The sequence below is a fragment of the Mesorhizobium sp. WSM4904 genome (genome assembly GCF_029674545.1).
Lineage (GTDB): Bacteria > Pseudomonadota > Alphaproteobacteria > Rhizobiales > Rhizobiaceae > Mesorhizobium.
The window spans coordinates 1,272,732-1,297,371 of sequence record NZ_CP121354.1 but is presented as its reverse complement, the minus strand read 5'-3'; the positions used below and the strand labels follow the sequence as shown (position 1 = coordinate 1,297,371).

Below are 24,640 nucleotides of genomic sequence, written 5' to 3'. Positions count from 1 at the left end.
AGACATCCGCGCTTAACCTTTCATAGCCCGTCTACAAGTTGGTTCCGCCGACGCGCTATATGGAAGCCAAATAATTCAGTAGCTTAGCCGAGAGCATTGATTTTTTCAGAAAGATACGTGTTATACGCGTATGAACCGCCGAACCCATGGTCGGCGCCCTCATGCGCGTGAGACCCCGTTGTGGGCGAGGCTCGCGACTGGCTGCACGATCCTAGCCGGCCTGCTTGCCATTGAGTTTGGTCCCGCCGCGGTAGGCTGCGGCATCAAGGGCAACATCAGCTACAACACTGGCAAGAAGATTATCACGTTCTTGGACAGGAATCTTACTGGGAGACACGCATCAACCTATTGAAGGGCGAGCGGTGGTTTTGTTCAGAGGAAGCTGCACGAAAGGCGGGCGGGCGGGCTTCGAGAGGTTAGTGTCGCGGCAGCTTGCAGATCTGCCCACGGGGCCGCCACGATCGCAAAGTGTGTACAAAAGCGCCCTCTCTGCCGAACTGAACAGTGCTCACGGCCATAGCCTCGGATGAGCCCGACTGGCTTGACCTCTGCATGATGAGAGCAGCTTTTACACCAGGTGCGCAGCACATGTCTTTAACGAACGCATCGTCTTCAAGAATATAGAGAGCAATTCGGAAAACCGAGTAGTTGGCGGCGAAGCTAGGAGAAGGTATACACTACCCTCTTGTTACCCCAGAGTAGAACGTGCAGCTGCGGCAAGACGCGGGCTTCGAACCACCTGTCGCTGGTCACCTTTTCTACCAGCGGTTCCATGCGCATCATATTCCGTCGGACTCGACAGAGACGTCTTCATTACCACGGCGGGGCGGCGTGTGATTGCCGGGTTGCAGACAAACCTCGCCGCGACGTATTTGGGACGAGTGGTGTCGGCACCGAATCCCTATCATTTAGACTAGCCAGCTTGGGGAGCGCCGTCAGACCGCCAGACCGGAAGAGGAGGCTTCGCGCCAACTTGTGCCAAGAATGTTGGACCGTGCGGAACCGCTGGGGCGGCGCTCAACTCTGGCGCAGGATGAAGCGTCGATTGGGTGAATGAATAGGGCGCGCGTTCGACGGGTAGAGTGAGGCAAATCGCTGGATGTCTGCCGGATCAACGTCAACCGGTTCCATCGCCACCATCCACTCGACGTTTTCGGTGCACGGCGGCGTCGTCAGTGAGCCCTCATAAGTCCAATAGCCAAGCGAGGCTGGCAGAAGCCAGTTGGGATTCACCTCGTCGATCGTCACCTCCCCATTCGGCAGTTCGGGAAAGGCCGCAGCAAGGGCAGCAAAGCTGGCATTTGTCGCGCCGGGCGTTAAAAAGACGCCCAGCACGCCCAGAGTACCACTTTGCGTGTCCTTGTGAACGAAATGCACCTCCATCGGGAAGCTCTTGCCCGCCACGTGATGTTCGCTTGGCGCATGGAAATGGAACTGTACCAGTTCGTAGACACGATCGCCGCGGGTCAGCGTGCTGCCTTGTGGCATATTGATTTGAATGGTGTGGCCGTTGTTCACCATATTGCCGCCGCCCTTGTGCCAGCCGATGGCGATATGCGGGATATCCGCCTTGACCGCGCTGTTGATATTGATCGGCGATTGCTGCGTGCCGGCAGAGCATACGAAATTTTCCTTATCCAGATCAGCCCAGTGCTCCGGTCCGACCGGACCGGTGTACCCCCAATGGGCACTGGTCGCTTGGGCGGCTTGAACGCAAATCCGGCATGCGCCGAGCGCAACCAACCCTTTGATCAGGTGACGACGATACATATTACTTTTGCTCCTCTTGCGAACTGATGTTGGTGGCTGCCCTAATGGACGCGTGATGGCCAATCGGCGCGGCCAGTATTGTCCTTTGCAACTGATAGATGCCCGCACGCCTTGGCGTGCTTTCATAAGTGCGGCTGCCGTTTCTCGGCTGGCCGGCTTCTGCAGCCCGCAACGGGGGCAGTTTCAACCAGCTAAACGATAAAAAATTTTAGCAGACCAGCGCTTGACCCCCGCCGCAAAGGCACAGGCGAAGGTGATCACTGCGCGGCTGCCGTTCGCGCCGGAGGCCGCATCGCTATACTTTACACTCGCTGCCCAAGGAGACGCAGGCGACCCCAATACGTTTTCATCGCTACTCCCGACGCAGCCGACCCACGCCACGAAAACGTTGCTATATTTCACGTTGGGCCAATGAGGAAATCGATCTTCTTTATGGAAGGCATTTGCGCAATGGATGCATTCCCATGCTGACAGTCGTGCGTCAGGCCGGACAATGAGATACATCGATAAGAGCTGGACAAGGATGAGGGGATGACGTGCTTGCGACGGAGCAGGTGGGGCGAGAAGGCCAGTTCTTGCGGATTTCAACTTTGCGTGACGACAGCTCATCGGAGTCAAGGTGACACACGCCGGCAGCGGGGTGTCCGGGCGGTTTCCAGCCGCACAATCGCGAGACCGCTGACGCGAACAAAGCTCGGCTGTACTCGGCACGCGAAGAGAGCCTGCCAAGCCGTTGGAGCCCGGCCTTCCGGTGCGACGCAAGCCACAGACTAGACCGCCCTCTTGTTACCCCAAAGCAGAACGTGCAGCTGCGGCAACACGCGGGCTTCGAACCACCTGTCGCTAGTCACCCTTTCGACAAGCCATTCCATTCGCATCATTATTCCGTCCAAGTCGACAGAGGCGTCTTCACTGCCAGGGAGCGGCGGCGTGTGATTGCCGGGTTGCAGATAGATCGGAAGGTGCGGATATCTCGCCGCGACTTCTTTGGCGTAGGCATAGTCACTCTCGTCGAAAACGACGAGCTTGAGCACGATTTGCGGCTTCTCTTGCGCCGCTTCGAGGCATGCATCAAACGCAGCCCAACGGGTCGTCATCTCGCTGGACGGCGGCTTTGGGCTAAGGGTCAGCACGTCAAGATCCGCAAACCACTCCCTCACCACGGAACCCTGCGTTTCCAGTGCAAAACGATAGCCCTCGCGATGGCCTCGTTCTATGAGGGGACCGAACGGCTGAATGGCCGGGTTGCCGCCTGACAAGGAGACCATAACCGGCCTGCCGCCGGAAAGCGCATGGACGGTTTGCCACACGGCATCGATCGGCATCGGTAGCCATTCATGGCGATACTGATTGTCCACCGCGTGAAGGCTGTCGCACCATGAACAGCGATAATCACATCCGCCGGTTCTGATGAACACCGTCGGCAAGCCGATGAGCACGCCCTCGCCCTGGATAGTCGGCCCGAATATCTCGCTCACACGGATTGCGGGATGCATGTCGGTCACGGACGGTATTCCGCCCAAGTTTTCGGTGTTTCGCTAACGCGCACGGCCGCGGTCTGCGGCAGACGTGCCTTGCACCATTCATAGAAATGTCTGGCCAGGCATTCCGCCGTGACCTTCTCATGTCCCAGCACGTCGTTGAGGTGCCGATGGTCGAAGCTCTCGTCAATGTAGCGTTTGAGCGGCGCCAGATCGTGATAGTCGCGCACGAAGCCGTGGGCGTCCAGTTCCTTGGCCGACAGCTCCACTACGACGACATAGTTATGCCCGTGCAGGCGCGCGCATTGATGGTTGGGAGGCAAGGAGGTGAGCTGATGCGAGGCCGAGAAGTGGAATTCCTTGCTGATGTGGAACATTACGCGCGCCTCCTGCGCAGCGCCTCAAGCCAGAAATCGGCGTCCTCGTAGTCGGTGGGATCAGCGTGCCCGGCGAGATGGAACGCTTCGCGCCGCTCGACGCAGGTCCCGCATCGTCCGCAGTGACGCACGCCGCCCTTGTAACAGGACCAGGTCTCAGCAAACGGGGTGCCGTATCTTGCGCCATCCGCAACAATGTCAGCTTTTCCGAGATTCACATACGGTGCATAGAGGCGTATCTGCGCATAGCCGTCGAGCGCGCGGTCTTGCATTGTCTGGAAAGCTTCAATGAAGGCCGGACGGCAATCGGGATAGATGAAATGGTCCCCACCATGCACGGCCGCCGCCACCGCTTCGGCGCTGTGGGCGGCGGCGAGACCGAAGGCGATTGCCAACATGATGGCATTGCGGTTCGGCACCACCGTAATCTTCATCGTGTCTTCGGCGTAGTGGCCGTCCGGCACGTCGATACTGCTAGTCAGCGCTGAGCCGGAAAGGCCACGGCCAATTTCGCCGATGTCGATGATCTGGTGCGGGACCTTCAGTCGCTGCGCGCAAAGAGCGGCGAAGCCCAATTCCTTCCTGTGCCGTTGGCCATAGTCGAAAGATAGAAGGCCGGTGAGTTCGTGCTCCGCTGCCACCATGTGAGCAAGGGAAACGGAGTCCAATCCGCCAGAGCAGACGGCGAGAGTCTTCATCATTGGTATCCTTGTTTTGACCGGGTAAGGCTGCGACCGGAGATTTCTCTGCGCCCCCACTACTCCAGCGACTCAGTTTTGTGAACCGGGAGAATTTGCGCTCAGCCCGATTGGAACGGGAGTGCGTCGCGTCCAACACGCGTGATCAATAAAAGTTGAGCGCTTCAGCAGTTTGTTTCGCATCGCGCCAACTTTCGCAACCTGCTGTCCGATCGTCGACTTCGAGACAAGGTGATGTTCGGCCGACATCGGCTGACTCTTAATTAAGCCGCAGAACACATGTTGGCTTTCTGGCCTTCGCTTGTGCGGTTGGCGAGGGCGACATGGATGCCAGCAAATTTGACATTGGCGACATCCGCCTGGAGAACCCTGCGCGGCGCGATTGAGGCCGCAGGCGAGCCTGCTCTAACTGCCGCCCTACAGTCCCGACTTCAATCCGATTGAGAACGCCTTCGCCCAACCTAAGGCGCTGCTGCGAGCAAAGGCCGAGATAACCATCAAGGCTCTATGGGACTGACGTTGCCCCAGCAGTTTTGAGTTCGTTTCCGGCGTGGGTTGTGCCCTGCTGGGCGGGTGAAGCGACGGGCGCTGGCGCGGAGCCTTTGGCATAGCGCAGCGCGAGCGACCGTCGCGGATTGAAGGTGCTGGCGAACTTGGCCGGGGTCTGCCAGGGGGGAGTGCGGCCGCGCGGTGTTGTAGTCGGCGTGCCACAGGGCGATGGCTACGCGCGCCTGAGCCAGCGAGGTGAACAGCGTCTCGTTGAGCAGTTCATCGCGCAGTCGGCCGTTGAAGCTCTCGATGAAGCCATTCTGCATCGGCTTGCCGGGCGCAATGTAATGCCATTCGACGCGGTTCTGATCCGCCCAGGAGAGGATGGCGTTCGAGGTGAACTCGCTGCCATTGTCGCTGACGATCATCCTGGGCCGGCCCCGCTCGGTGATGAGCCGTCCAATTCGCGGGCAACCCGCATGCCCGAGAGAGACGTATCAACGATGAGTGCGAGGCACTCTCTCGTGCAGTCGTCGACGACGGCCAGGATGCGGAAGCGGCGCCCGTCGGTGAGCTGGTCCGATACGAAGTCGAGCGACCAGCGCTCGTCGGGCCTCAGCGGCACCAGCATCGGCGCCCTGGTCCCGATCGCCCGCTTGCGGCCGCCACGGCGGCGACGGCGAGCTTCTCCTCCCGATAGAGCCGGAACAGCTTCTTGTGGTTCACGACCAGGCCCTCCCGCCTCAGCATCACGAGAAGACGCCGGTAGCCGAACCGGCGACGCTCCTGCGCGATCGGCCTTCATCCGCTCGCGAACCTCGCGGTCGTCCGGCCTGCTGGTCTGGTAGCGAACCGTCATGCGGCAACAGCCGATGGCTTTACACGCCCGCCGTTCGCTCATCCCGAAGCCTTCCTTCAGGCGAGCGACAGCTTTCCGCTTGGCGGCGGGCGTCACCATTTCTTTCCCACAAGGTCCTTCAACGCGGCATTGTCGAGCATGGCGTCGGCCAAAAGCCGCTTCAGGCGCGTGTTCTCGTCCTCCAGCGCCTTCAGGTCGCCGAGCCTCGGTGACATCCATCCCGCCGAAGCGGGCCTTCCAATTGTAGATCGAGGCGTCGCTGACCCCGTGCTTGCGGCACAGATCGCCAACCGATACCCCGGCCTCGTGTTTCTTCAAAATTCCGATGATCTGCTCTTCAGAGAAGCGGCTGCGTTTCATGTCCTGGTCCTCTGGATGGGCCAGAACGAACTTCAAACCGGATTAGATCAGAGGGGCAAGGTCAGGACGCCTCGGCGCGGTCGTCGACCTCTTCACCCCAGCCGAATGTGCCAACTACTTCAAAGCCGCAGGATATGACCTGGATCAGATAGGACGTGCTCCAATGGTTTACACCTGACACAGGAGTCCGGCCCCCACAACCGTTTCGCAATGAGGAGCAGCGCTGCCGCTGCTCCTCCAATCACACGACGGATTCACGATGCGGCAACTCGAGCCATGATTTCGGATCCAATGGCCGATGCGGTGTATAGTGAGGCATCCAGCGGCAAATCCCCAAATGCCAGTTGACACAGAAGATAATTAGCACCTGCCTCTTCCAGCTGATCAAGGAGAGCTTTTCGGACAGAATCTGCCGTTCCCACGACGCACAATTCACTTTCAATTGCTGCATCGAAGTTCAAAGGCAAGTTTGGTGGAGTGGAAATGGCATTTAGTTCGTATAGAAATTTGAAGCTATTGAGCCATCGTTCATAGGCAGGTGCTGCGAGCAAATACGCATCTGTTTCAGAACGCCCTATCACCACCATTCGGAGCAATCCAAGAAATGGCGCTTGCTGGCCAATGTCAGCATCGTGAATTCGGGCGGCGCGGAACGCGTCGGTAACGCTGCGAACAGAAGTGGAAGGTCCGACGCAGGCGATGTTTGCCCCATTCGCAGCGGCCCAGCTAGCCGGCTCGGGTCGATTGGTGGCGATCCATGTCGGCGGACGGGGATATTGGTGAGGTCTCAACGTCAGCGGAACATCTTTCAACTCAAAGTGGCGGCCCTGATAAGAAAGCGTCCCGCCTTTCATCGCATTGATGAGAATCTCACTGGCCTCCGCATACTGTTCTGGTGCTGCTTCTACAGCAACCCCGAAGTATCCCAATTCAGTGGGAGCAGAGCCGCGCCCTATGCCGAGTTCAAGCCTGCCGCCGCTCAACTGATCAAGCATGCAGATCTCCTCGAAGGCACGCAGCGGATGATAGAGCGCAAGTAGCATTACCATGGGACCAACACGAAGACTGCGGGTTCGCTGGGCGACGCTCGCTAAGAACAAATTCGGTGATGGACCTCTGCCATGCGGCGTACAGTGGTGCTCGGCGAGATGATACGCATAAAAGCCATAGCCATCGCACGCTTCTGCTAGGCTCAGCCGATCTGCATATTGTTGTGCGATGTCATCGCCGTTTTCGTCCAGATGATCGAAGATGCCGAAGGTCAGGCCCGAAGCGGAAATTTTCTTCAATTAATTGTTCTCCAAATTACCTATATTTATTCGCTAATCATCATAGCTCACGACATATCATTACTTGATGCTTAATGTGAATCGACTTCATGCTTGTGAGCACCGCGATCCTTCTTAAAGTTCATACAGACGCGTTCGGCGGCAGCAAGGAATTTGTCCATCTGCTCTGTGGTGCCAATGCTGACGCGAATACAGTTCTTCAAATCTACGTCAGGAAAGCTGGCGATGAGGATCGCCTGCTCTTTCAACGCGGCTTGCCAGCATGAGCCCTCCTGTCCCGCCGGCACACGGGCCAGCAAAAAGTTTGCGTGGGAGGGTGTTACGGAAAAGCCAAGTTGCAACAGCGCCAGGGTCACTCGCTGTCGTTCATGCTTGATGTGCCTGTGGTTCTCTTCGTAGGCGTGGCGATGCGCAAGAATGCTTTTCCCGACCGCCTGCCCGATCACGTTCATGTTGAAGACATTCTGGATGTTGCGCAGCCTGCCAATGATTTCTGGGTGACCGAAACCGAAGCCGACTCGCACGCCAGCGGCAGCATAGCTCTTTGAAAAAGTCCTCAAGATCAAAAGATTCGGATGTCTATTGACGAGGCGCAGGGCATTGTCGGGTGCGAAGTCAACGTAGGCCTCATCCAAGACGACCAAGCGATCTGCTTGCTCCACAAGGCGTTCGATTTCGGCCACCGGCACGAATGTTCCGGTCGGATTGTTCGGATTAGCCAACAGAATGAACTTCGCGTCTTTTGCGGGGCCGGACAGCAGTTTTTCTATCGGCAGGGGATGAGCTTCGCTCGATGCGATTTCGAGAAACTCGGCACCCTGCAACATGGCAAGTTTACGGTTGAACGAAAATCCGGGCGACAGCATTGCCACTCTATCTCCTGGGGCGAGGAAAGCTCTGTAGATGAGTCCGAGCAGCTCCGACGAACCGTTGCCGGCAATCACCTGATCTTTGGAAAATCCGTAAGCATCGGAGGCAGCTGCCCTTAAGCTGAGATTGTCGTCTTCCGGATAAAGATACTGGTGTTCGATCGCAGCAATTGCACTTTGCATTACGCTCTTCGGCAACGGAAACGGGTTCTCGTTCGTATTTAGCTTAACGCAGTTTGCATCCGTCGCTGGTCCGTTGGACGAGAGAGCATCTAATTTGCTGGCCACCGGCGAAAAAAGCGAAAGCACGGTCTTCAGTTTTGCATCGCACATGTTCTTCTCCGTTTTTCAGTCCCGCAGGGCATGTGACATGAGGCAATCGTTGATCGTGACTTGATCGACGTTCGGCTATATCAGCGCTGCCTTCCCACCCTGGTGGGGATCGCCGACCACGGTTTGGATTTGACACCGGGAAGCTGTCGAGAACCTGATGACGACCCAACGTTTGGCCGACGGCCGATTCGGCGCAACAGACGGTGTTTCAACATCGCATCGTCCTCAAAGCCGCATGCAGGGCCTGCACGACAGCCCGTCTCCAGCGCCCGCAGATAGGTGGAAGCCGAAGTCTTGCCGAACCTCAGTTGCTCTGCCACCTTGGCCCACCGGACTGCCCTGTTTATGGGTCAGGCGCAGGATATCTCTGACGCTCGTTCGTCTTGCTTGCTTCCGTCTTGGCATGGGCTCTCTCGGTTTGCTGATGAGAGAGCCAAATACCGGCTCATCTGAGCATGAGACGCAGGCCTGACGATATGGAGCGTCGCTGGTGGCGCGCGTAGCCGAGAGGGTTCGCCTCGCTGGCGGGGCATGCAAGACGGCGCACCTCCTTAGCCATCCTGTCCCATCGTCTCAGATCGTGAGGCGCACCTTATAGTCGGTGAGGAGATCTTGCAGGGTCAGGTTACGCCCTAGCGCTTAAGGTTGTTGGTCGCACCGAGCAAGCGCGGGACCTGTCGACGGACAACAGCGGTGCCACTGCCGGCACTAGGTGTGAGCTTTCGAGAGGTTGTCCATTCGGACCGGACCGAGGAGACTGGAGTTACCACGCTTCAGCATCCATCGGAGGGTCCGAATGAACATCCACAAGAATGCCCGTCTCACACCGCTGCGTCGAGAGGAGATGGCGTTATCGGTGATAGAAGGCGCTTTTTCCAAAGCCCATGCGGCGCGCGTCTATGGCGTGTCGGCCAAGATCGTGGCGCGCTGGGTCGAGCGCTATAAGACCAAAGGGCGGGCCGGCATGGTCGACCGCTCGTCGCGGCCCACCGTCATGCCGAGCCTGACCGAACAGTCCGTGGCCGAGCGCATCGCAGCCTTGCGTCGCCAGCGGCTGACCGGCAAGCACATCGCCCATGAGGTCGGCGTCTCGCCCGCCACCGTCAGCCGGGTTCTCAAGCGTGCCGGGCTGTCGCGGCTCAGGGATATCGAGCCGGCCGAACCGGTCCGGCGCTACGAGCGGGAGCATCCCGGCGAGATGATCCATATCGACATCAAGAAGCTCGGCCGCTTCAGCCAAGTCGGCCATCGTATCACCGGCGATCCGCAAAAGGGCAAGTCGCGCGGCGCCGGCTGGGAGTTCGTCCATGTCTGCATCGACGACGCGTCCCGCATCGCCTTCTCGCAAATCCTGCCCGACGAGAAAAAGGAGTGCGCCATCGCCTTCCTCAAGGCCGCGGTCGCCTATTACGCCAGCCTCGGCGTCACGATAGCCCGCGTCATGACCGACAACGGCTCCTGCTACAGATCAAAGGCCTTCGCCAAGGCCTGCCGCGATCTCGGCCTCAAGCACGTCACGACAAGACCCTATACGCCCAAGACCAATGGCAAGGCCGAGCGCTTCATCCAGACAGCACTGCGCGAATGGGCCTACGCCATTGCCTATCCGACATCCGATCATCGTGCCGCCGAACTGCCTGTCTGGCTGCACAGATACAATTGGCATCGTCCACATGGCAGCCTAAAGTCAAAAACGCCTATCAGTCGCCTCGCCCTGATCGAGGACAACCTGTTGAAGCTCCACAACTAGGTCGTCCAGCATCACAGTGAACCGCGTACGTAGTATTTTGTCGTAGGCGGCATTCTGGATAGCCGGATACGGGCTCTTCACCCGCTGCACCACCGATTGCGGGATGATGTCGCGAGAAACATTCACGGATTTCGTGAAAAAAGTGTACCCGCCGAAGAGCCCTACTCGCGGGGGCGGTGCAGCACCACCTCGGTGTCACTGCTCGTGTTCATGCGATGGACTAGGCCGGCCAGCTGTTGACGCAGCTCGCGGTAGTTGTAAGTCTCACCCGTGTAGACGAGCACCAAGTCAGGTCGGCCATCCCCCTGGAGCATCCTCGGCTGGCGGCCGCCCTGGATATCGATGATTGCCAGGCGGTGGTGTCCCAGCGCCGCAGGCCCGCCGATCCAAGTCCCCTCGTCGTCCGGACCGTGGTTCGCTATGGTGGCCGTCATATCGGCAAGCTCCCTTCGCGCATCGGGACCTCCGAGGTCTCGATTGAAGTCGATCCATTCACAGATGCCGCACAGGTTATGTCGCCGCATTTGGGCGAAGCAGATATAAGGCCAGTGGGAAACCATCGAGGCAAAGTGACGGATCTAGCCCAGCTACGATCCGCATCCGACATTGTCGGACATCGGACAGCACCGCGATTCGCTGCATAGGAAGCCTGGAGTCGCGATTTCCCCTGGGGGAATCAGCGCATGAAAGGAGAGCTGGGTCGTGTCTGCCGAAATGAGAAATTGCTCCCCCTTATTGCATCACCGAGGAATGTTACCCAGCGCGATAGACGGACATGCCCTATCTCCCCCCGTTGCAGCTGAGGGAGATAGGGGCCAGCTCTTCATTCAACCCTCATGGAGGATGATCAGCCCAGCCATTTCCATGCGCCGGCCTTCACAAGCCGTGCACCATTCAGGTTCTTTTCCTTGAAGCGCGACGATCCTTGTCAGACGTCGCAACACTTGCTGCCGAGAGCACGAGCTCTTCCTCGAGCATGCCTTGATCTGCGCCTCGAACGGCTCGCACATGCTGGGTTTCAACGACTTCGCAGAGGTTGATATTCTGCAGTGACTTCGTCTCGCTGCTGCACGGCATTGACGCTGGGAGCCATGCTCGCGTGGCGCAATTGTGCTGAAGCCGGTGCCCACGGCAACGTTTCTTAACCCGCCCCAGATCCTGGCGTTTGGCTATTTCCGACATTCGTGTCCGGCTTCGGACAAAGGCCGGGTTTGCCGAACGGAGTCGCACCCAATTTCCAGTGCTGCTTGAGCAATAATATCGACCGGCATTACTGCACAACACGAAAGTTGCTGCAAAAACCGAAGTGAACCCAAGGCATCGGGTCAATTGGCATGGCGCTTGCGACTCGGTCGATAGAACGCAGTCAAAATCACGGTTGCAGACCATGCCTACCTCTCAAAGCTCGATAAAGCACGCGAGCAAAATTCCCCGTCTCCGCGGAAGCTCGTCGCCGTTAAACGTGCCTGCTCGGGGGCGGTCTTGCACAAGACCGGTCCGAGGCAACCACGCCAAGGCGCGAGGCTGCCGGAACTGTCGACCGAAGTCGATGCCGCTTCAGTTTAACCGAAAAATGCACCGTACCACTTTGGCCTGGAAGCAAATCAATGACCTATAGAAAGAACGTTCCTCTCGTGACCTTTCGCACGCGTGTTCGCGATGAGTCGATCGGGGGGCCAAATCCTTATCAGTGGGAGAACAAGACCTCCGACGATTATTTCGGGGGCAAGCGCATCATCCTGTTCTCGCTGCCTGGCGCCTTCACCCCGACCTGCTCGACCTTCCAACTGCCCGATTTCGAAAAACTCTATGATCAATTTCTGGAACTGCGAATTGACGCGATCTACTGCGTCTCGGTCAACGATGCTTTCGTCATGAATGCGTGGGGAAAGTCCTTGGGGCTGCAGAAGATCGAGCTGATCCCAGACGGGTCGGGCGAGTTCACGCGCAAAATGGGCATGCTGGTCGCGAAGGACAATCTGGGCTTTGGCATGCGCTCCTGGCGATACGCCGCTCTGATCGACGATGGCGTGGTGGAGCAGTGGTTCGAGGAGGAAGGCTTCTGTGACAACTGCGAGACGGACCCCTATGGCGTTTCATCCCCGCAAAACGTTCTCGACAAATTGAAGGCGGCGGCATGACCCAGAAGTGGAAAGTCTCACACAACCCAAGCACACACTAGAGCCTCCTCGGCAGATCACGGTTCAACATGCATCTCTCAGCAAGCCTGCTTCAACGCCAGAAGCAACGTATGGTCTTATCGCCTCAAGCCATTGAAGCTATTCGCTTGCTGCGATTGACGCATACTGAACTCCATCAGCTCGTGCAGCAGGCACTCGAGAAGAACCCCGTTTTGAAGCCTGACCCGTTTGACGACGATTCGCCGCTGCCAGGGGTGGATCAGCGGAGCAGTCAAAGCAGAAGCGAAATCGGCGAATCGCCCATTGGCGGGCCGTCTGGCGGGCGCGGGCAATGGAAGTCGCAACGCAGTAGCGGCAACGATCGACCTGCCGTCGAGGAGTTTACCGCCCACACCGAAACATTGCACGACCATGTCGCCCGCCAGGTCGCCCTCAACCCGTTCACCCCCCAGGAGCGGCTGATTGCCGGACAGCTCGCCGCTCATCTGGAGGACACTGGCTATCTTCAGGTAAACCTTTTCGATCTGGCCAGGACGTTAAACGTTCGGCAAGCTGATGTGGAACGGGTCATCGGAATCTTGCAGCAATTTGATCCGCCGGGCATTTTTGCGCGAACTCTCAGCGAATGCCTGGAGATTCAGCTGCGCCAGCAAGACCGGTTCGACCCGGCTATGGCAGCTTTGGTCGCCAATCTCGAGATGCTTGCACGGGGGGATTTTCAGGGATTGAAGCAGCGTTGCGGAGTCGACGAGGAGGATCTCCTCGACATGAGGAACGAAATCCGCGCGCTCGATCCCAAGCCTGGAGACCGGTTCCAGTCCGGGACGCCGGAAACCATCGTACCGGACGTCTGGGTAATGCCCAAGTCCGAAGGTGGATGGCGGGTGGAGCTTGATCCGGCCACGCTGCCCAAAGTGTTGATCAACCACACCTATGTCGCCGAAATCTCGCAGCTGACCAAGCAAAATCCGGAAGGCAAAGCGTTTCTCGACAATTGCCAGGAAAAAGGGAACTGGCTGATCAGCAGTCTCAAGCAGCGCGCTAAGACGATCCTTAAGGTTGCGACCGAAATCGTGCGCCAGCAGGATGCCTTTTTTACACACGGCGCCGCCCATCTGCGGCCTCTCTGTCTCAAAAATGTCGCTGACGAGATCGGCATGCACGAGTCGACGGTAAGCCGGGTGACTTCGAACAGGTACATGTTGACTCCGCGCGGGGTGTTCGAGCTGAAGTATTTTTTCGCTGCGCCAATCGCATCCTGCGAGGGCGGCGATGCGCACTCCGCCAAAGCTGTCTGCCATCGGATCAAGGCAATCATAGCCGAAGAATCGCTCGACAAGGTACATTCCGACGAAGACATCGTTGCTCAACTCAAGGAGACCGGCATCGATGTCGCTCGCCGTACCGTCACCAAATATCGCGAGGCGATGAACATCCCTTCCTCCATACGACGGCGCCGCGATAAGCGTTTGTCCGCAGCTGCGATCAAGCGAAGTGACTAACCGACATTCGTGGTCGGCGAGAGGCGACTCTCAACTTCCTCCGGGCCGAAGCAGCTTTCGAAGTCATGGCATTCCCCGCAACTGGGTGCTGTGCATGACGAAAAGCCTTCGGCCTCACACAGCTTGCGGTAAAAGTACTTTTTCCATTTCATGTTTTCTGTGTTGCCTGCCGCCAGCGCGGGAAAATGTCTGGCAAGCAGGCGGCTGAGCTCAGCGCGATTTGAGAGGCCAAGATCCCGCCAAAGATGGTCCATGCGCATCGCACGCCGGGCGATGATCTTGGCCAAGCGGGCGCTCGCCGGGTCGGCCGGCGCAGCATGCGCTAGCAGCAGCCGGCGTAGCAGTTCCTCTTCCAGTTCCGGCTCGGGCTCGCTCAACTCCTCCAAAGCGAATACGCTGCTGGAGGTAGACGGGAAAGTTGCGGCCAAGACATCACGCAATTCGACAGACGAAAGGCCTGTCCCCTCCGTCGCCAACACCTCGCCCGCCTGGACCTCCTCAAGCGAACGTGAATGTACGCAGGGCAGCACATGCTGATCGAAGCTCCTCCCTAGCTCGGACCCACGCCATTGCGCGCTGGATAGGCAGCCATCATCGTAACGGCCGGCTTCAGCTTCCGGCATGACAAAGCGCCTTGTTGACCGCAGGGATGATCTTGTCGCCCCAGAGCTCGATCTGGCGCAGCATCGTCTTTTGGTCGAAGTCGCCCAATTGAGTCTGAACTGCGATCTGGTCCGGTTTCAAGATATCGATCTCTTCCAGCAGGCGATCAATCACGCGATTTACGCTGCCAATCGGCAAATTTTTGCGCATGGTCTCGAAGGACAGATCCTGCTGGGTCGGTGTCTCCTGCAGCAGGTAGCCATCGTGGCTCTGTTGGCGACGCTGATGCAGGGCTTCAGAAAGCCGGCGCTGGAAGCGGGCATTGTCGAGATAGCTGTTGATCTCCAACTCGTCGTGGCTGGCATAGCAGCAGCGCAGCAGCGATATCTTGACGTCGGTGACGTTCTTTTCCTCGGATGCCGCCGCCCTCTCGACTGATTCACGCAGTGTGGTCAAAGTCTCTAAGCCGTCGTGGAAGGCTGTGACAAAAAAATTGTGCCCCTCGCGGTAGGCCCGAGCCATCCGTGCGGCTCCGCCAGCGATCCAGATAGGCGGCGTCGGCTGCTGGACTGTGCGGACCGAAATCGCTGTTGGGGGGATCTTCTCATACTGGCCGTCGTGTTCGAAGACGTTTTGGTTGAGGCCCTTGAGAATGATGTCCAGGTATTCCGAAAAGACGGCCGGCGCCTCATCGATGTCCACGCCGAACCGTTCGAACTCGAACTGCTGGTATCCCAAGCCTACGCCGAGCTCGAGACGGCCGTTCGCAACGATGTCGGCGAAGCCGATCTCGGACAGCAGGCGCTGCGGTTGGTAAAGCGGCAGCACGCAGACGGCAGTGCCCAGGCGAATCGTGCTTGTCAAGCCGCCGCAGTGCGCCACCATCATCAGCGGGGATGGTATGAGGCTGTAATTGTTGAAGTGGTGCTCAGCAAACCACGCGGTGTTGAACCCAGCCTGCTCCGAAGCGACGGCCTGTTCGATGGAGTTGCGGATGACGCTTTCTGAGGATTGGTGATAGCCACGCTGGGCGGCCAGAATGAAAGTGGCAAATTCCATGATTTCTCCTCGTTATAGACACGTCAGCCGACCGGGAATGTGCTCGGCATGCGCATGCTTGGATCTCAAGCACCTCAGGTGCGTCGTGGAGCCGAGGCTTCATAATGCTCGGCCGGTCGCCCTGCGAAGGCCTGGCAATTAACCTGCGGCCTCCGCAAAACATTCGTCATAGAGCTCGCTGGCGTTTCCCGCATCACCGAACGAGGTCCAGCCGCCGTCCACGTAGAGGATCGAGCCGTTGATGTATGAGGCGTCAGACGAAGCAAGGAAGAACGATGCATCTGCGACGTCTTCTGGCCGTCCCATCCTGCCCATGGGGATGCGTCGTCCGATTGCTGTCAGGTCGATGCGGCCGGCTTTGGCCAACTGAGCAAGTGCGGGCGTGCGGATGTGGCCAGGAGCGACGGTGGCTGTCCGAATTCCGACCGGCCCGAGTTCGGCCGCCATGCAACGGGTCAGCATATCCATCCCCGCCTTGGAGGCGCCGTAGGCATGGCGCGGCGCGAACGGCAGAAAGCTGTCGATCGACCCGAGATTGAGGATCACGCCGCCCGGGCGCATAGCCTTGATCGCTTCGCGCGCGCAGGTGAAGGCGCCGGTAAGGTTGACATCCAGGACGTGTTCGAGCTGTTTCGACAGTTGCTCGATCGCAGGCACAATCCTGTCGGCGGTATCAGCACTATTGACCAGAACATCGATATACCCGAAGCGTCCCCTCAGTTCTTCGAACATCGACACCACATCGCTCTCGACGGCCACGTCCAGCGATTTCGCCAGATGCTTGCCGGGGAGCGATGTAGCCAGCTCTGCCGCTGCAGTGCCATCTTTATCAGCAATCACGACGGTGTCGCCGTTCGCGGCAAAGCGGCGAGCGACGGCCGCGCCAATGCTTTTTGCGCCACCGGTGACGAGCACGATTCGCGCATCTGTGCATTCGGCCGGACAGGAGAGCTCGGCTTGGAGCGCACCATCCACCGGCGGGTGAGCATCCCCCGGCTGGTTGAATGACATCCAGCCTCCGTCGACTGCCAGCACCGAGCCGGTGATGTAGCGCGCCTGCGTGCTGCTCAGAAAACGCACGACCCTGGCGATCTCGTCGGGGCGAGCCAAGCGCCCCATCGGCACGCGGCGGCGTATCGCCGCGAGGTCCATTTTGCCAGCGCGTGCCAGTTCTGTGACCATTGGGGTGCGGACGGAGCCCGGCGCCACCGCCGTGACGCGGATTCCTCGCATAGCCCACTCGCATGCAAGGGACTTTGTCAACGAGATCACGCCAGCTTTCGAGGCTGCGTAGGCGTTGCGCCTGGGATTGCCGACCACGCCCGCCATCGAAGCCACATTGACGATCGCACCGCCCGGCTTCATGCGCCGCGCCGCTTCCCGGGCCATAACGAATGGCCCAATAAGGTTCACTGTCACGCCGCGTCGGAAGGTATCGACAGCGGTGTCGATGATCCTATCCATCGTGGGTCCAACCGCCGCATTGTTGATGAGGACATCGATTTGCGCGAACCGTGCTTCGACCTGGCCGAAAAGTGAGAGCATGTCCTTCTCTCGCGACACATCGCACTCCAGACCGACGTGCGGCGACCCGAGATCCCGAGCCAGTTCAACCACACCACTGCCCGGAAGGTCCACCGCAACTACAGTGTCTCCGTCCGCGGCAAGGATATCGACCAGGGCACGGCCGATCCCGCCCGCAGCGCCTGTGATGATTACGGTGCGTGCTGCCAGTTTCACGAGAGCTTCTCCACGATGACCGCTTGTGATCTCAGCCCATCAACCTTGGGCGGAATGAAGGGCCGAGCCAAATCGTTGCAGTGACCGCCAGTCGCGGCCCCACACAGATGTCGTTCCCGTAGGGCGCTCATCCTCCATTCCTACCCACTTATGCAGCTCCCAGTTGGGGACCCTCGACGCCATCTTGGTCGGTGGGGATGTGACCCTTGAGCAACTGGTAGATGGGATCGTCTGGATGTGGTGCTCCAATCGGCTGTCGCCGGCCGAACCTATCTGCCTCAAGAATCGCTGGCGGGATTTGCTCCTCAACCCAATCGTAGACGACTGTCCGTTCCGCAATTCGCCACTCGTCCTGCCTCTTCTGAAACAGATCGCAGTAACGGCCGCAAAGCAGCGTCTGACGTATTTCTTGGTCTGTATCCGGTCCGCGTTGCAGCGCGGTGAAATAGCTCTCGACCGCGGCCTCTGCTGAACTGATGAAGTCGATCAGGCTGTTCGTGATTTGATGGATGTTACGGTGCCCCGGCAGACCGAGAGCAAATTGGATGAAGTCCTCTGCCGGTCCGCAATAGGGACCGTGCCTGTCATACGCTTCGGGCCAGTATGCGCTACGCAGCGCCGCCTCATCGGCGCGGTCTATCCCGCGGCAGTACCGATACAGGCAGTTGCGGATCGCCTCTCGGTCACGCAGTTCGGTAATTTTCGCGTGGTCGACAGGGTCTGTCGCGAATTGTATGATTGTTTTGTCCTTCCCGATGCCAGTCTGCACTTTGCGTGTGTCTCTCTCTACAACTGAGTTAGCGGGGGGCTCGTCAACTTCCAGAGCTTGTTCGGGGCAGGCTCGTACCCCTTTTGAGGCAAGCAGTTGCTCCCCATCGGCAACATCAATATCACCGGGCAAGATGTAGCCGGCGTCATCAAGCTTGAAGACTCTCGGCGCCCGCGCCCAGCAGCGCGCATGACCCTGGCATCTGGCTTTATGTACGACGACACGCATAGCGAACTCCAATGTCGTTGGCTGAAACTTCAGGACCATTCCAGGATCAGATTCTCGATCCCGAACACATGGCCGCCGAAGGTGATAGGTTCAGTCCCTGTCTTGATCCGAAAGGCTGGGATGCGCGCCAGCCACTCCTCCAGGCCAATGACAATCTCCCGCCGGGCAAGGTGTGAGCCAAGACAACGATGGGGACCATAGCCAAAGGCAGCGTGCCGGTTGTCCTCGCGCGCCAGATCGATCTCATTCGGGCATTCGAATTCCGCCGGGTCACGATTGGCAATCATCGTGGCACAGGAAACATAATCTCCCTTGCGGATCGGCGCGCCTTTGAAGTCGACATCCTTCGTTGCCACTCGGATCATCTGAATGGTCGAATAGGCGCGCAGCAATTCTTCCGCAGCGACGGCAATCCGGTCAGGTTCGCTTCGTAGCAATTCCTGATCTTTGGGGTTGCGCGCGAGATGGGCCAAGTCGAAGCATATGGCTGCTGAGACCGTGTCGAGTCCCGCGACGAACACAAGCACGCCGATGCCACGGACTTCTTCGTCACTGAGCAGACGACCCTCGACCTTTGCCTTCACGATGAAGGTCATGAAATCATCGACCGGCTCCTTGCGGCGCTCGGTGGCAAGTTCGTCGATGAAGGCCACGATCGTCCGGGCTGCGGGTGGTCGTTGCTCCTTATCGCCGTGGAGCAGATCTCTAGCCCAGCCGACAAATGTTTCTAGTCCGTTGTCCGAAAGCCCAATAAAGCGAAGGAAGATATTGACCGCGAACGGAACTGCAAAATCCTTCATGATGTCGCAGCTCGTGCCTGATGCGGCGATCCTGTCGATCAGCTTGATCGCTCGTTCCCGGACAGCCGGCTCCAATGCCATTACCCGCTTTGGCGAAAGCAGCGGATTGAGCAGTGAGCGAAAAACACCGTGGAATGGCGGATCGAGCTCAAGCGGGATCATCGGCCAGCTCTCGCCGAGCACAGAGGCGAAGATGCTGCGATGGCTGGAAAACGTTTCGGTGTCCTGCAGCACCCGGCGCTGGTCGCTCGCGCGAGTGATGACCCAGGTACCCCGACCGTCGCGCGTGTTGCTGGTTGAATAAAAGATCGGAGGCCCGGCATGAACGCAAGCAACCGCTGCATGCGGATCCCCGTTAGCCGTCGGCAACATGCCGGGCGACGTAAACAGGTTGAAGTCCCTCACCATTTCGGGCGGGACATGATCTGGAACCGGCCGCGATTTAACCGCGCCAGAATCGAGAGACCGTTCATGAGATGCTGTCGGCATTTGCATGCAATCGTCGGTGCAAGCTCCGTGCCGAATTCGTCTTTCGATAATCCTTGCCGTTTGCTGGGCAACAGGTGGCGCCTGCGCTGACTTGCTGGTCGGGATTGCAACATTCTTGTCCAGCGTCGGACACAGAATGTAGAATGCTAGACAGCGACTTGGAGCAACTCAACTGGTGGGATCGCTAGCCGATCATGTGCCCGGGGAGCATCCAGTTCGAAAGCTTGCGCTAAGCGGCTTGGTGACTTGGCCGAGGTCACCAGGTGGAAACGACCAACACTTGGGGTGAGCCTAGTGGCGCTCCCCTCGATGATGTCTGGCGGGGTGGTTAGCCGCCTCCGTAGGACAAGATCAGTCTACACGAATGGACTATAGCCTCTCCTCGCATGCCTCATTGGCCGTCCTTCAGAGCCGGCCACACGAGCTTTTGTCTTTCAGCAGGGCGTTTTTCTCGCCAGCTACAGAGCCACACCGACGCCATTAATGAGCGTCCAGTCGACGGGTTGGATGGCCCTGTCCATCTTGCCCAGCACCTTGGCTTAGCATTTGCCGGTGCGGCGGAAGCCTTCAAGACGCAGTTCTTGACCTTCTCCAGATCAGCCTCGGATGGATATCGGCAAGGGTTCAGCTCGTCCTTTTGAACTTGCGCATCTTCGTGTTGGCCAACCCCAGGCCGCCCGACATATTTGCGGTCTATCCGGCACCTCAACTTCGAACAACCTTGCGGCAAGCTCTTGGGATAGCCCACGCTCGTGCCTCCACCACCCGCTCAGCAGAGCCAGATTTGTCGTTGATGGCACGGAACTTGCGGAGTCATTCGCAGATGCGTCACGGACCGAGAGTGTCGTCCCATGAATTCGATCACCAAAAAGGCCGCCCGACGTTGCTGGGACCGCCTGCAATTACCTTATCCCAGAATTGGGAGCAACGGCTTCAAAAGGGATAACTCATCACCTCAATTTTGTCGATCGCGCGGCCATCGAACCGCAGCCATCGATCAGACTTCCGCCTCGTTGCACTCATTGCGACCGCCTTGGTGCTTGCGACAACCGCTCAATTCTGGCTGCCAGGATAACCACATATGGCGACGGAACTTCCTGCTTCAAAGCAATATAGAGATCGTCGATCATCCCCCCATCAAGGCCTCGATCGAGGACACCGCGTTCGGCTTGCTTGGTTCGCAGTGAACAGACCGCACTTCGACGAATGCGATCGATGCGACCGCGCCGAGAACTCTCCCGCATTGTCGACGGTTGGGTCCGTCGGCCCTCCGATGAGGCCTCGGATGCGTCGGGCTCCGAGGCCTCGACTGATGCCGACTGGCCGCCGCCGGAAGGTCTCGCGGCTTTGATCCCCGGCGATGTAGCCACCCCTGCTGCAACAGCTCCTAGCCGGAGAACTCATTCATGACCGAATCGGCGACAGATTTAGTGGACGCGGCTTTGTTCGACCGAGATCGGCTTGACCCAGAAAGTCCCTATCAACGTTCTGGCCCTGCATGGGGTGCCATCATTTCGCTTTCCTTCGGCACCTTCGGGCTTGTGACGGCAGAGTTTCTGCCCGCCAGCGTTCTGACACCGCTCGCGCATGATCTCCGTATCACCACGGGCACGGCTGGACAGGCGCTAACAGCGGCCGCAATCGTCGCGGCGATCTCGGCACCGATAATCGCCATCGTGACAAAGCGTCTGGACCGCAGGGTCGTCATCTGGGCGATGACGCTCCTGCTGATCCTGTCGAACGTTCTGGCGGAGGTTGCGGGGTCGCTGCCGGTTTTGCTGGCGGCACGCGTCGTCCTTGGCATATCGCTTGGTGGTTTTTGGTCAATTTCGGCAGCGTTGGCGATGCGGCTGGTTCCAAGTCACCTCATGCCGCGCGCCATGTCGGTCATCCTCACCGGCGTTTCTGTCGCCTCCGTCTGCGCGGCTCCAATCGGCGCTTATGTCGGTGACATTTGGGGATGGCGAGCCTCGTTCAAGGTCGCCGCAATCGTGAGTGCCGTTGCGCTGCTCGTGCAACTCGTAACCATTCCGCCACTGCCTCCGATCGAAGTGCGCAGATTCCGCAGTCCGCTGGATGTCGCGAAGAATCCGGCGATGAAGGTTGCGGTGCTAGTCGTGCTATTGGTCGCTTCCGGCCATTTTGCCAGCTTCGCCTACATCCGCGCCTTTCTCGAGAGCGTTCCTGCGCTCGACAAGAAGTCAATCCCGCTCGTGTTCCTTGCTTTTGGCACGGCCGGCGTCTTCGGCAATTTAGCCGGCGCATTCCTCACCAAACACAGTCTCAAGGCGGTCGCGGCCCTGCCGCCCCTGCTCATTGCCGTAGCCGCTGTCTCGCTCCTGACCATGAGAGCATCGGCCTTGACCTCGGCAATTGCAGTTGCCGTATGGGGCTTTGCTTTTGGCGCGGTCCCGGTCGGATTGCAGACATGGATGGTGCTACGCGCCGCTCCGAAACAGGCCGAGAGCGCTGGTGTACTGATGGTCATAACCTTCCAAGTGGCCATCGCAGCCGGCACAACTTGCGGTGGCCTATTGGTGGATCACACGGGTATTGCCAGTGTCTTTGTCTACAGCGCGGTTGCCACGTTCCTCGCTGTCTTGACAGTATTTTTGCTCGGCCCGAACCGCAAAACCTGACCGCCTGGTGGGGAGTGACGGTCGGCGGCGTTCACGCTATTGTCACCTCTGAGCTCGGCCCAAAGGCCGCGGCTTCGTCGTAACCATGCGGTCGATGGGGCAGCGCCAAATTGCTTCCTGCTCATCGCGTTGCGATAATACAGCGCGCTTATTGCGTCATCGTGTCCCCGGTCTCGGCTTCAATGCCCGGCTACTGGCTGCGGAGGCAGATGGGCGCCGGCGTCCCACCGACGACGATCGGTCTTTTCTCATGTAGCTGTCGGGGAAACGAGGCAGGTTTTCCGCCAGAACCCGCCAGTCGTCGCGCTCGCGTTCGCCTTCCTTGCGCGCACCGAACAACTGGATGATGATCTTGCCGTCGGACCCATATGCTTCGAGCGAGGTGACGTGACTGTCATTGGTCGGCTTGCGCACGGCCCAAACCTCACGGATTTGGTGGGTCCTGAGATGCAGCCGGAACGTTTCGTCCAGCACATGGATGCACGGCCCGATCTGCTTGACCGACTTGATTAAGCCGGAATGGGTCTGGATAGAACCTCGGTTGCCGACGAAGCACATGATCGGCAATTCGTCTTCGGCCGCACGCTGGAGCACGGCGCCAACTGCGGCATTGTCGAGCAGCCAAGCGTAATCCTGGCCGACCATGCGCAAAGCCTGGCAGCGGCTGAGCTTGAGCGTCTTTAGAAGGTTGACGTCAGTCAGCCGGCTCCAGTACTCGCGTAGGTCGTCCACCGTGCCGGCCCAGTCCGCAGTCCTCGCGCCCAGGTCGGCTACTCTCGCCTTAAGCGACATGGTCGGCTCCTGGTTGGCGGATACGAGCTCGGCCACCAGCTTTCGATAGGCATGAAGGTTGGAGACCGGCCTGAGATGCACCTTATGCACTGCTGCGCCGGCGGCGTCGAAGAATTGCAAACTGCGCTGGATTCCGCCGCGATGGCGCCTTTCAACAGCGAAACCATACCTCCAAGCCTGCGGGAAGACGCGAAGGTCGAATTCGTCACCAAGGACCATGGCGTGATTGTTGCCGGTTATCACTCTGTTGAAGACGCCAATCTTTTCGTGCACGGCACCTTGATTGCGGGTCAGCGCCGTCACTTCGCCCACGAATTCGAGGCCCGTCAGAAGGTGATTGACGCGCGGGTCGATGCGTGCCGCGCCGAAACCGCAATGGGCCGCGACCAGTTCCGCTTCCGAAATGGCCAATTGGGCGGCGAAATCACGCGCGGGAATGTTCGGACAGACTTCCCACGCACGCCGGATTTCGTTGGGCGACCGCTTCTTGCGCTGATCCATGTTTTTACCCCTGCCCCGTTCTTCTTTTGACGATCGATCGAAAAACGGGCCTCAGGGATGTGCACGGCGGACGCGATCGATCGTCAGGCACATGCCAGTCGAATCCTGTCTCCGGGCGGTCAGCGGCCAATCGCCGGTAGCGAGCGATTGTTGGGTGGTCGGCGCCAATCGGCCGATCGAGCATTCGGGTACCACCGGCGGTGCTGCTTTCCCACCAAGGCGGGTCTGATGGATCATATTGCTTTCCTTCGTTCTTCGATTGCGAGGGCAACCCAAAGGTGAATCGGCCGGCAATTTTGCCGCCGCAACGAAGGCTTCACAAAAATCGTGCCAGTTGCTCCGCGGCAAGCTCTGAACATCTTTGGCTCTGTTCATTGCTTTACGCGTGAGTGCATCGCGAACTCAGGCGCCCTTCCTGTGACGCGGACGCGACAAACCCGACAGTAAGTGTCGGTTGTCGGACGTCTCCCCAGCAATCGAGCATAAGAGACGTCGGGATGTCCTACGGTTTTTGACACGTCTTCCCTTTGGCACGGTCCATGCGAGATGATCCACGAAAACGCCGGACCGAGGAGAAATCGAGCCATGATTACGCTCACCGACAACGCTGTTGCCGCCATCAAGGCCGCTCTTTACCGCGCCAGCGAGCCGGCGGAAGGATTTCGCATCATGGTCCATGCCGGCGGCTGCGCCGGCTTCCAATACTCAATGGGCCTGGAGAGCGTCTCACGTGAGGGCGATGCGATCATCGAGCGAGATGGGCTCAAGGTGTTCATGGATAGAGGCTCCCAACCCCATGCCGCCGGCATGACCGTGGACTTCGTCACTGGGCTCGAAACATCCGGCTTTGTTTTCGATAACCCCAATGCGCGTGAGACGTGCGGCTGCGGCAAGTCCTGCAAATGATTGCGAGGGAACAGGCTATGTTCGACTATAGCGACGCCAAGGAATACTGCGTCGAACCGGTAACCGCCGGCGCTCTGGAACCGGCCGACACGCACTGTCGGCCCGGAACAATTGCGTTCGGTGATGCACCAAATCGCGATCATCGATCGTTGCCGTGGGCAAGCAAACAAAATTGCCCGAAACAGCTGAATTCCCG

The 24,640-nt window shown here is 58.8% G+C and carries 19 protein-coding genes and 4 pseudogenes; 6 read left to right on the top strand and 17 right to left on the bottom strand.

Annotated elements, in window-relative coordinates; genetic code table 11:
* Positions 1-660: 660 nt before the first annotated feature.
* The 5 genes and pseudogenes from QAZ47_RS06130 to queC all read right to left on the bottom strand — a co-directional run.
* Positions 661-857: pseudogene (locus tag QAZ47_RS06130) on the bottom strand (7-carboxy-7-deazaguanine synthase QueE); the annotation flags it as partial.
* A gap of 160 nt (positions 858-1,017) precedes the next feature.
* Entirely contained in the window at positions 1,018-1,770 is a 753-nt protein-coding gene (locus QAZ47_RS06125) for a carbonic anhydrase (protein WP_063169372.1), read from the bottom strand.
* A 770-nt stretch (positions 1,771-2,540) separates the two neighbouring features.
* Entirely contained in the window at positions 2,541-3,266 is a 726-nt protein-coding gene (gene queE, locus QAZ47_RS06120; RefSeq protein WP_164548811.1) for a 7-carboxy-7-deazaguanine synthase QueE, read from the bottom strand.
* Positions 3,267-3,271: 5 nt separating this feature from the next.
* Positions 3,272-3,628, bottom strand: a complete 357-nt coding sequence (gene queD, locus QAZ47_RS06115) for a 6-carboxytetrahydropterin synthase QueD (RefSeq protein WP_063169374.1) — start codon at positions 3,626-3,628, stop codon at positions 3,272-3,274.
* Entirely contained in the window at positions 3,628-4,326 is a 699-nt protein-coding gene (gene queC / locus QAZ47_RS06110) for a 7-cyano-7-deazaguanine synthase QueC (RefSeq protein WP_063170389.1), read from the bottom strand. Before queC ends, queD begins: the two co-directional genes overlap by 1 nt.
* A 369-nt stretch (positions 4,327-4,695) precedes the next feature.
* Here queC and QAZ47_RS06105 point away from each other — a divergent pair.
* A pseudogene (locus QAZ47_RS06105) lies at positions 4,696-4,837 on the top strand (transposase); the annotation flags it as partial.
* Here the strand turns inward: QAZ47_RS06105 and QAZ47_RS06100 are convergent.
* The 3 genes and pseudogenes from QAZ47_RS06100 to hisC all read right to left on the bottom strand — a co-directional run bounded on the left by QAZ47_RS06100 (position 4,832) and on the right by hisC (position 8,525).
* Positions 4,832-6,034, bottom strand: a pseudogene (locus QAZ47_RS06100) (IS3 family transposase). The pseudogenes QAZ47_RS06105 and QAZ47_RS06100 sit on opposite strands and share 6 nt — an antisense overlap.
* A gap of 254 nt (positions 6,035-6,288) precedes the next feature.
* Positions 6,289-7,323 carry an LLM class flavin-dependent oxidoreductase gene (locus tag QAZ47_RS06095; protein WP_063169375.1) on the bottom strand — a complete coding sequence of 345 codons (1,035 nt, stop codon included), beginning with the start codon at positions 7,321-7,323 and terminating at the stop codon, positions 6,289-6,291.
* Between the two features lie 71 nt (positions 7,324-7,394).
* Positions 7,395-8,525, bottom strand: a complete 1,131-nt coding sequence (gene hisC / locus QAZ47_RS06090) for a histidinol-phosphate transaminase (RefSeq protein WP_063169376.1) — start codon at positions 8,523-8,525, stop codon at positions 7,395-7,397.
* 796 nt (positions 8,526-9,321) lie between these two features.
* Between hisC and QAZ47_RS06085 the strand changes: the two genes are divergently transcribed.
* Entirely contained in the window at positions 9,322-10,275 is a 954-nt protein-coding gene (locus QAZ47_RS06085; protein WP_063169377.1) for an IS481 family transposase, read from the top strand.
* 161 nt (positions 10,276-10,436) lie between these two features.
* Here QAZ47_RS06085 and QAZ47_RS06080 read toward each other — a convergent pair whose 3' ends face one another.
* Positions 10,437-10,709, bottom strand: a complete 273-nt coding sequence (locus QAZ47_RS06080) for a hypothetical protein (RefSeq protein ID WP_199489650.1) — start codon at positions 10,707-10,709, stop codon at positions 10,437-10,439.
* A 1,173-nt stretch (positions 10,710-11,882) separates the two neighbouring features.
* Between QAZ47_RS06080 and QAZ47_RS06075 the strand changes: the two genes are divergently transcribed.
* Positions 11,883-12,416: a peroxiredoxin gene (locus tag QAZ47_RS06075; protein WP_063169380.1), complete on the top strand. Its 534-nt coding sequence runs from the start codon at positions 11,883-11,885 to the stop codon at positions 12,414-12,416.
* Between the two features lie 68 nt (positions 12,417-12,484).
* Positions 12,485-13,918: an RNA polymerase factor sigma-54 gene (rpoN, locus tag QAZ47_RS06070; protein ID WP_063169381.1), complete on the top strand. Its 1,434-nt coding sequence runs from the start codon at positions 12,485-12,487 to the stop codon at positions 13,916-13,918.
* On the opposite strand, the gene QAZ47_RS06065 is transcribed toward rpoN, so the two are convergent.
* The 6 genes and pseudogenes from QAZ47_RS06065 to QAZ47_RS06040 form a co-directional block, all read right to left on the bottom strand.
* A complete protein-coding gene (locus QAZ47_RS06065) occupies positions 13,915-14,541 on the bottom strand; it encodes a nitrogen fixation protein NifQ (RefSeq protein ID WP_063169382.1) in 627 nt (208 codons plus the stop codon). The genes rpoN and QAZ47_RS06065 overlap by 4 nt on opposite strands.
* Positions 14,528-15,580, bottom strand: a complete 1,053-nt coding sequence (locus QAZ47_RS06060; protein ID WP_063169383.1) for an LLM class flavin-dependent oxidoreductase — start codon at positions 15,578-15,580, stop codon at positions 14,528-14,530. Before QAZ47_RS06060 ends, QAZ47_RS06065 begins: the two co-directional genes overlap by 14 nt.
* 138 nt (positions 15,581-15,718) lie before the next feature.
* A complete protein-coding gene (locus tag QAZ47_RS06055; RefSeq protein WP_063169384.1) occupies positions 15,719-17,320 on the bottom strand; it encodes an SDR family oxidoreductase in 1,602 nt (533 codons plus the stop codon).
* A 148-nt stretch (positions 17,321-17,468) separates the two neighbouring features.
* Complete coding sequence (locus tag QAZ47_RS06050; RefSeq protein WP_050580531.1) at positions 17,469-18,056, bottom strand: nuclear transport factor 2 family protein; 588 nt, start codon at positions 18,054-18,056, stop codon at positions 17,469-17,471.
* Positions 18,057-18,194: 138 nt separating this feature from the next.
* Positions 18,195-18,317, bottom strand: a pseudogene (locus tag QAZ47_RS06045) (ferredoxin); the annotation flags it as partial.
* A 29-nt stretch (positions 18,318-18,346) separates the two neighbouring features.
* Positions 18,347-19,525, bottom strand: coding sequence for a cytochrome P450 (locus QAZ47_RS06040; protein WP_063169385.1), 1,179 nt, complete (start codon positions 19,523-19,525; stop codon positions 18,347-18,349).
* A gap of 1,487 nt (positions 19,526-21,012) precedes the next feature.
* On the opposite strand from QAZ47_RS06040, the gene QAZ47_RS06035 reads away from it, so the two are divergent.
* Positions 21,013-22,245, top strand: a complete 1,233-nt coding sequence (locus QAZ47_RS06035) for an MFS transporter (RefSeq protein ID WP_063169386.1) — start codon at positions 21,013-21,015, stop codon at positions 22,243-22,245.
* 156 nt (positions 22,246-22,401) lie between these two features.
* On the opposite strand, the gene QAZ47_RS06030 is transcribed toward QAZ47_RS06035, so the two are convergent.
* On the bottom strand, positions 22,402-23,538 hold the full coding sequence (locus tag QAZ47_RS06030; protein WP_082826587.1) for a ChuX/HutX family heme-like substrate-binding protein: 1,137 nt from the start codon (positions 23,536-23,538) through the stop codon (positions 22,402-22,404).
* A gap of 51 nt (positions 23,539-23,589) precedes the next feature.
* The gene (locus QAZ47_RS06025; RefSeq protein WP_126066777.1) at positions 23,590-23,913 is read right to left on the bottom strand and encodes a hypothetical protein; all 324 of its coding nucleotides are present in this window, start codon (positions 23,911-23,913) and stop codon (positions 23,590-23,592) included.
* Positions 23,914-24,123: 210 nt separating this feature from the next.
* Here QAZ47_RS06025 and QAZ47_RS06020 point away from each other — a divergent pair, with 210 nt between their 5' ends.
* Complete coding sequence (locus tag QAZ47_RS06020; RefSeq protein WP_029356570.1) at positions 24,124-24,444, top strand: iron-sulfur cluster assembly accessory protein; 321 nt, start codon at positions 24,124-24,126, stop codon at positions 24,442-24,444.
* The last annotated feature ends 196 nt before the right edge of the window (positions 24,445-24,640 follow it).

Coding starts and splice junctions, on each gene's coding strand:
- QAZ47_RS06125 (WP_063169372.1), bottom strand. CDS start 1,770: ATGTATCGTCGTCACCTGATCAAAGGGTTGGTTGCGCTCGGCGCATGC.
- queE (WP_164548811.1), bottom strand. CDS start 3,266: ATGCATCCCGCAATCCGTGTGAGCGAGATATTCGGGCCGACTATCCAG.
- queD (WP_063169374.1), bottom strand. CDS start 3,628: ATGTTCCACATCAGCAAGGAATTCCACTTCTCGGCCTCGCATCAGCTC.
- queC (WP_063170389.1), bottom strand. CDS start 4,326: ATGAAGACTCTCGCCGTCTGCTCTGGCGGATTGGACTCCGTTTCCCTT.
- hisC (WP_063169376.1), bottom strand. CDS start 8,525: ATGTGCGATGCAAAACTGAAGACCGTGCTTTCGCTTTTTTCGCCGGTG.
- QAZ47_RS06085 (WP_063169377.1), top strand. CDS start 9,322: ATGAACATCCACAAGAATGCCCGTCTCACACCGCTGCGTCGAGAGGAG.
- QAZ47_RS06080 (WP_199489650.1), bottom strand. CDS start 10,709: ATGACGGCCACCATAGCGAACCACGGTCCGGACGACGAGGGGACTTGG.
- QAZ47_RS06075 (WP_063169380.1), top strand. CDS start 11,883: ATGACCTATAGAAAGAACGTTCCTCTCGTGACCTTTCGCACGCGTGTT.
- rpoN (WP_063169381.1), top strand. CDS start 12,485: ATGCATCTCTCAGCAAGCCTGCTTCAACGCCAGAAGCAACGTATGGTC.
- QAZ47_RS06065 (WP_063169382.1), bottom strand. CDS start 14,541: ATGCCGGAAGCTGAAGCCGGCCGTTACGATGATGGCTGCCTATCCAGC.
- QAZ47_RS06060 (WP_063169383.1), bottom strand. CDS start 15,580: ATGGAATTTGCCACTTTCATTCTGGCCGCCCAGCGTGGCTATCACCAA.
- QAZ47_RS06040 (WP_063169385.1), bottom strand. CDS start 19,525: ATGGTGAGGGACTTCAACCTGTTTACGTCGCCCGGCATGTTGCCGACG.
- QAZ47_RS06035 (WP_063169386.1), top strand. CDS start 21,013: ATGACCGAATCGGCGACAGATTTAGTGGACGCGGCTTTGTTCGACCGA.
- QAZ47_RS06030 (WP_082826587.1), bottom strand. CDS start 23,538: ATGGATCAGCGCAAGAAGCGGTCGCCCAACGAAATCCGGCGTGCGTGG.
- QAZ47_RS06025 (WP_126066777.1), bottom strand. CDS start 23,913: ATGAACAGAGCCAAAGATGTTCAGAGCTTGCCGCGGAGCAACTGGCAC.
- QAZ47_RS06020 (WP_029356570.1), top strand. CDS start 24,124: ATGATTACGCTCACCGACAACGCTGTTGCCGCCATCAAGGCCGCTCTT.